This window comes from Oscillibacter sp. UBA6647 (genome assembly GCA_002455655.1).
GTDB lineage: Bacteria > Bacillota > Clostridia > Oscillospirales > Oscillospiraceae > Oscillibacter.
The window spans coordinates 1-706 of the sequence record DKLF01000149.1 but is presented as its reverse complement, the minus strand read 5'-3'; the positions used below and the strand labels follow the sequence as shown (position 1 = coordinate 706).

Here is a 706-nt window from a genome sequence, read left to right as displayed (position 1 = left end):
GTGAATCACATCGATGGCGGAGAGAAGGTTCTCCTCCGTATCAGCCTCCACATGAAGGGTAACAATGTCCGCCCCTGCGTCGCAGAACCGCCCGGCGTACCGTCCCGGCTCCACGATCATCAGGTGAACGTCCAGCGGCTGCTGCGTTACGGGCCGAATCGCCTTTACCACCGGCAGTCCGATGGAGATGTTTGGGACAAACACACCATCCATCACGTCCACATGCACATAGTCGGCGGTAGAAATTTTCCGAATGTCCCGCTCCAGGTTGGCAAAGTCAGCGGACAGGATAGACGGCGATATCTTTATCATTATAAGCCCTCTTTTCAATGAAAAATCAGCGCCCGCGCAATAGCCGGACCCTTTCAGTGGCAGGAACCGCCTGCCCCGGCCGGCATAGGATAGCCTAAGCGGAAGGGCGCCACGCGGCACCCCACGCGGTGTCCGGCCCCGACGCGGTGCCACCGCTTTTTTGAATAGGGCCGGCAGGGCAGCCTGCCGGCCCGCTGCTTTGCGTTTCCCGGCTTATCCCGCGGTAATTTTATCTTTTAGTATACCAAATTTTCCGGAGAAATGCAAGATGCACTCCGGGTTTTGCCGGAATGCAAGAGAGCCGCCTGCTATGCAGGCGGGCCTCTTGCGCGAAACCTCTCCGGAGCCTTTCCGCTTTTTACTGCTGCTGACGCAAGGCCCGCTCCAGCAGCAT

General features: G+C 58.4%; 1 protein-coding gene. It reads right to left on the bottom strand.

All coding sequences use genetic code 11. The annotated features are described in order from the left end of the window. Positions 1-312: ribulose-phosphate 3-epimerase (locus B2W96_RS11080; RefSeq protein ID WP_414692968.1), on the bottom strand; the 312-nt coding region annotated here is incomplete at its 3' end. Between the last annotated feature and the right edge of the window lie 394 nt (positions 313-706).